General features: G+C 72.5%; 3 protein-coding genes and 1 pseudogene. 3 read left to right on the forward strand and 1 reads right to left on the reverse strand.

What is annotated here, in order from left to right:
• The 3 genes from QZ433_RS13540 to QZ433_RS13550 form a co-directional block, all read left to right on the forward strand.
• Positions 1-2499 (forward strand): LuxR C-terminal-related transcriptional regulator (locus QZ433_RS13540; protein ID WP_295784448.1); only part of this gene is annotated, 2499 nt, incomplete at its 5' end.
• Positions 2500-2614: 115 nt separating this feature from the next.
• Positions 2615-3358 carry an IniB N-terminal domain-containing protein gene (locus QZ433_RS13545; protein WP_295784450.1) on the forward strand — a complete coding sequence of 248 codons (744 nt, stop codon included), beginning with the start codon at positions 2615-2617 and terminating at the stop codon, positions 3356-3358.
• Positions 3345-4040: a hypothetical protein gene (locus QZ433_RS13550; RefSeq protein ID WP_295784452.1), complete on the forward strand. Its 696-nt coding sequence runs from the start codon at positions 3345-3347 to the stop codon at positions 4038-4040. Before QZ433_RS13545 ends, QZ433_RS13550 begins: the two co-directional genes overlap by 14 nt.
• On the opposite strand, the pseudogene QZ433_RS13555 reads toward QZ433_RS13550, so the two are convergent.
• Positions 3972-4885, reverse strand: a pseudogene (locus QZ433_RS13555) (GTP-binding protein); the annotation flags it as partial. The gene QZ433_RS13550 and the pseudogene QZ433_RS13555 sit on opposite strands and share 69 nt — an antisense overlap.

Consider the following 4885-nt stretch of genomic DNA (forward strand, 5'->3'; position numbering starts at 1 on the left):
CTCGAGTCGCTGCTGCTGCCCCGCGTCGCGCGCACGCTGCTCGACGCGTACACGAGCACGGCCGCTCCCCTCCCCCTCGCCGTGATCGGTACGGCCGGCGCGGGCAAATCCCGCGTCCTCCGACACGTCTTCGCCGCACTCCTGGAGGCCGGCGCCGCCCCCGTGGCCCTCGCCCACGCCAGCGACCTGCCCGCCGAGGACGGCGCCGTCGTGGTCGTCGACGACGCGCACCTGCTCGACGACGCCCTGCTGAGCCGGGTAGCCGAGCGCCTGCGCGGCGGCACCGCGACGGTGCTCCTGTCGACGCGGCCGGATCCGGCATCCGTCGTCCTGCGCGCCCTCATCGACGACATCGAGCGGCATCAGCCGCCGGTCCTGCTCGGTCAGGTCTCGATCCCCGACGCCCTCGCGCACCTCGGCGCCACGCCGAGCGGCGCGTGCCGCGACTGCGTGTCGACGCTCTTCGAGGCCACGGGGGGCCTGGCCTGGCTGACCTCGGAAGCGCTCTCCCTGCACGGGGAGGCGATGTGCGACGGACGCTGCGACCGCGACGAGATCGCCCGCTCCCTGTACGACCTCATCTCGCACCGTATCGACTCCCTCGATCCCTCCCTGCGGCTCGCGGTCGAAGCCCTGTGCCTCGACGAGCGGTCCGCCCTGGATGCCAACGCGGGCGCGGCATGCGCCGCCGGGTACGACGCCGGTCTGCTGCAGCGCGGCGGACGCACCGTCCCCGTCGTGCGCGAAGCGGTCCGGGCACGACTGACCCCCGATCGACTGCTCGATCTCTACTCGGCCCGTCTGGTCAAGGACGCCTCCACGGTGCAGGCCCTGCTCGGCGGCGCGACCGACGTCCGCGTCGCCGCGGCCCTGCTCGCGGACGCGGATCGCGAACTGTCGCGCGACCCGCGCCGGGCCGCGGAGCTGTACGACGCCGCCGACCGCGCCGGCGCCACGTCGAGCGACCTGCCGCTGCGCCGTGCCCGCGCGGCGTGGGCCCTCGGGGACGTGGATGCCGCGGGCGCGTTCGTCGACCGGATGTTCTCGACCCCCGACGCGCCCGGCGACGAGACGCTCGACATGGCCGCGGCCGTCTGGGCGCTGCGCGGCGACATGAGCCTGGGCGCGCAGGTGTACGCCGCCGGAGTGCCGCGGACCGCCGAGAGCCGCGCGAAGTGGCTCATCGCCGCGGTGGGCTCGGGGCATCCCGACCCCGCGGACGCCGCGGCCGGCACCGCCGCACGCTCCATCCCGACCGCCCACGGCGTCTCGCTCGAGCTTCTCTCACGAGGATTGCGGTCCTCGCTCGACGCCACGGACCGTAACGGCCTGCAGGACCTCGTCCGCGCGAGCGAGATGTACACGGCATCCGGATCCGATGCTCCCCTGCCCGAGCTGCCGGCCGTGCTCGCCGCCCTCGTCGCCCTCCACCTGGGGGAGGCGGCGGTGGCGCAGCGCGTGCTGGATGCCGCGATCGCCGGCTCGCAGGGGGGAGCCTGGGCGGCGCCGCGTCTGCTGCTGTGGCGCGCCTGGGTCGCCGTGCAGAGCGAGCACGCGGCCGAGGCCGACGCCGCGCTGCGTGCCGCGACCGCCACGGACCGCCCGCTCGCGGCGCGTGATCGGCTGCTGGCCGACGCCGTCGAGCTGGGTCTGGTCCGCCGCAACGGTCAGCCGTCCGAGCTCGCCCCGGTCTGGGCGCGGGCGCAGGAGTCGCTGCTGCGCGCGCAGATCGACCTGTTCACCCTCGTGCCGCTGGGAGAGTTCGCCGTCTCGGCGGCGAAGCTCGGCGAATTCGCGGCGGTGCGGGCGCAGGTGGAACAGGCCGAGCGGCTGCTCGCCGACCTCGGACAGCCGGCGCTGTGGGCCGCGAGCCTGCAGTGGTCGGCCCTGCATGCCAGCATCCTGCTCGGAAGCCCCGAGGAGCTCACCCTTCACGCGCGGGCCCTGCGGGCGGCCGCGGAGCGCTCGCCGCTTGCGGCGAAGCTCGCCCGCGCGGGTCGGGTCTGGACCGACGTGCTCACCGGGGTGGTCGACGCCGACGCGATCGAAGAGGCCGCGGCAGGGCTGGCGACCTGCGGCTTCGCGTGGGACGGCGCCCGTCTCGCCAGCCACGGCGCGAACAAGTCCGATGACCGGCGCGTCATCGCCCGCCTGCTGGCCTGCGCGCGTCAGCTGCACCCGCGCGAGCGCACGGAGGTGGTGCCGACCGCACCCGCGATCGCCGAGACGGGACCGGTGGTCGGCTCGACTCGCCCGACGGAGAACCACGGCGTCCTGAGCGATCGCGAGCGCGAAGTGGCGGCCCTGGTCCTTCAGGGCAAGACCTACGCCGAGATCGGCGAGGCCATCTTCATCTCGCCGCGCACCGCCGAGCACCACATCGCGCGCATCCGCCGACGCCTGGGCGCGACCTCGCGCTCCGACCTCATGGCGCGCCTGCGCACGGCCCTCGACGACGACGTGCGCACGCCCGTCGCACTGCCCGAACGCGTGGGCTGACCATGCGCCCGGCAAACCCCTATGACCCGTCCCGCGCTATGGGGGTTCCCCCCGACGCGGACCCGTACCCCTTCGACATACCGTCGAACCAAGGAACAACCGTGAGGAGACCCCAATGAGCGTCACGCTGGCGACCATGGCAGATGCGCTGATCGAATTCATCCTGAGCCTTCTGCGCGACCCGCAGGCTGCGGCCGAGTTCGAGGAGGACCCGGAAGGCGCGATGGCGGCCCGCGGGCTGAACAACGTCTCCTACGCGGACGTGTGCTCGGTGGCCCCGGTCATCGCGGACAAGCCGTCGGTCGCTCCCAACCCGACCCCGGCGCCGGTGCACTATGACCGCCCGGAGCACAGCAACCCGGTCGTGCGCGAGATCAAGACGATCACCAACTCGCTGCAGTACACCCACATCGACGATCGCGACACGATCATCGACCAGTCGGTGAACCAGAACATCTGGGCCAACGGCGATGTCAACCAGACCTTCGGCAACGAGGCCGTCGTCGCCTCGGGCGACAAGGCCATCGCTGCCGGCAACGACGTCGACCAGGACACCACCCTGGACCACTCGACGAACATCGACGCCGGCAACGACGTCAACATCGGCAACGAAGAGACGAACACCGACATCGACGGCTCGTACAACGAGAACACCGAGAACACCGAGACGACGGACAACTCGACGGACATCGACCTGACCGACTCGGCCAACGACTCCTCGACCGACGTCGCGATCGGCGACTCGTTCAACGACACCACCGACACGACGATCGACACCGACGTCGACCAGGACACCACCGTGGTGTTCGACTCGGGCAACGAGACCGTCATCGAAGACACGTCGGATGACACCCTCTGACACCCCCTCGGAACGGCGGGTGGGCTCCCAGGAGCTCACCCGCCGTTCCGGCGCGTCCGCCCCGCAGGCGCAGGTGCGCCGCTCGCCGGCTCCCCCGCCCTACGAGCCGCCGCCCAAGGCCGCCAAGCCCGAGCGACCGGCACTGTACGACAAGGCCGCCGCCCCGGTCATGGTGAAGATGCCGCCCCCGGCGGCCGTTCGCCTGGCGCAGATCAGCTGGGTGCTGAGCCTGGTGGTCGGCGCGATCGCGGTGGGGTACCTCTTCATCATCCGGCAGTCGATCGACCCCGACATCGAGGCGATCGTGCGCGAGGTGGACACCACGCGTGCCTCCGAGACCATCAGCTCCGCGGCCGACATCGTCTTCTGGTGCGTCTTCGGCGCGATGGTGACGGTCCTGCTCGTGCAGATCACGACCCTGGTGTCGTTCAACAACCGCCGCAACAACGCGCGGTGGTGGATGCTCGGCATCCTGGTGTTCCTCGCCGTCACGGTGCTGGCCGCCCGCCAGTTCGTGGCCGTGGGCGATCGCGGCGTCCCCCTGGACCGGCTGCTGCTGATCCAGCTGGGCCTGTCGGCCCTGGGGCTGCTGTTCTCGGTGATCCCGGCCGCTCTACGCTGGACCGCCCGAAAGCACGACGTCCGACGCGGAACCACCAGCGGCACCACCGCCGAACTCTGAAGCCGAGGGGGCGGCATCCGATCCGAAGAGGTCGGATGCCGCCCCCTCGACGCTGCGCACGACACCGCGACACAGATCGGCCGTGTGGCGGTCGGTGAGGGGCGACTCCGCCAGGGAGCGCCACGTGGTCATCAGGCCGTCGATGCGCTCGCGCTGCGCGGCGGGCTCGGCGTCGTCGGTGAGCCCCAGACGTCGCGCCGGCGCGAGTCCCGCCCCACCGACGATGCGCTCGGCCTCGGCGAGCACCGCGGCGTCGAGCTCGGGGGGCGAGGTGCGCAGCTCGGCCAGCAGCGACAGCTCGCGCAGGTCGTGGCTCTGGGCCGTCAAGCGCTCGATGGATGCCAAGAGCCCCGCCGTGTTCGGACGCGGGCGCTCACGCACCAGCCGCTCGACGCTGTGCAGGATGCCGCGCGCCTTGAGCGCGAAGGCCCGGCCGCGGAACTGGTCCTCGACGAAGCGCTGCACCTCGACGAGGCCGCTCTGCTGCACGAGGCGGTCCGACAGCGCCGACGAGGTGTTCGCCCCGCCGCGGATGAGGGCGGCGGCCAGCCGCACGCCGAACAGGCCGAAGCGGCGCAGCAGGGCCCGCCGGACGTCGACGCTGAGGGCGGTGTCGTCGCTCGCACGGGTGAAGCGATCGACGGTCAGCATGAGGCGGTCGCGGGCGGCGCGGTCCATCATCGCGATGTGGCGCAGCGCGATGAACTCGCTCTCGCGCAGCGTCCGCCCGCCCTCGGCGAGCAGACCCGCGACCGGGACGACGTCGAGCGCCAATGAGCGCAGCTCCCCGTCACGGCGGTAGCGGTCGGCGATCTTCGCGGCCGACAAAAGCGAGTCGATCCGGC

The sequence above is a fragment of the uncultured Microbacterium sp. genome (assembly GCF_913776565.1).
Classification (GTDB): Bacteria; Actinomycetota; Actinomycetes; order Actinomycetales; family Microbacteriaceae; genus Microbacterium.

What these genes read in the sequence shown, in the direction of transcription:
- QZ433_RS13545 (WP_295784450.1), top strand. Translation starts at nt 2,615, where the DNA reads ATGAGCGTCACGCTGGCGACCATGGCAGATGCGCTGATCGAATTCATC.
- QZ433_RS13550 (WP_295784452.1), top strand. Translation starts at nt 3,345, where the DNA reads ATGACACCCTCTGACACCCCCTCGGAACGGCGGGTGGGCTCCCAGGAG.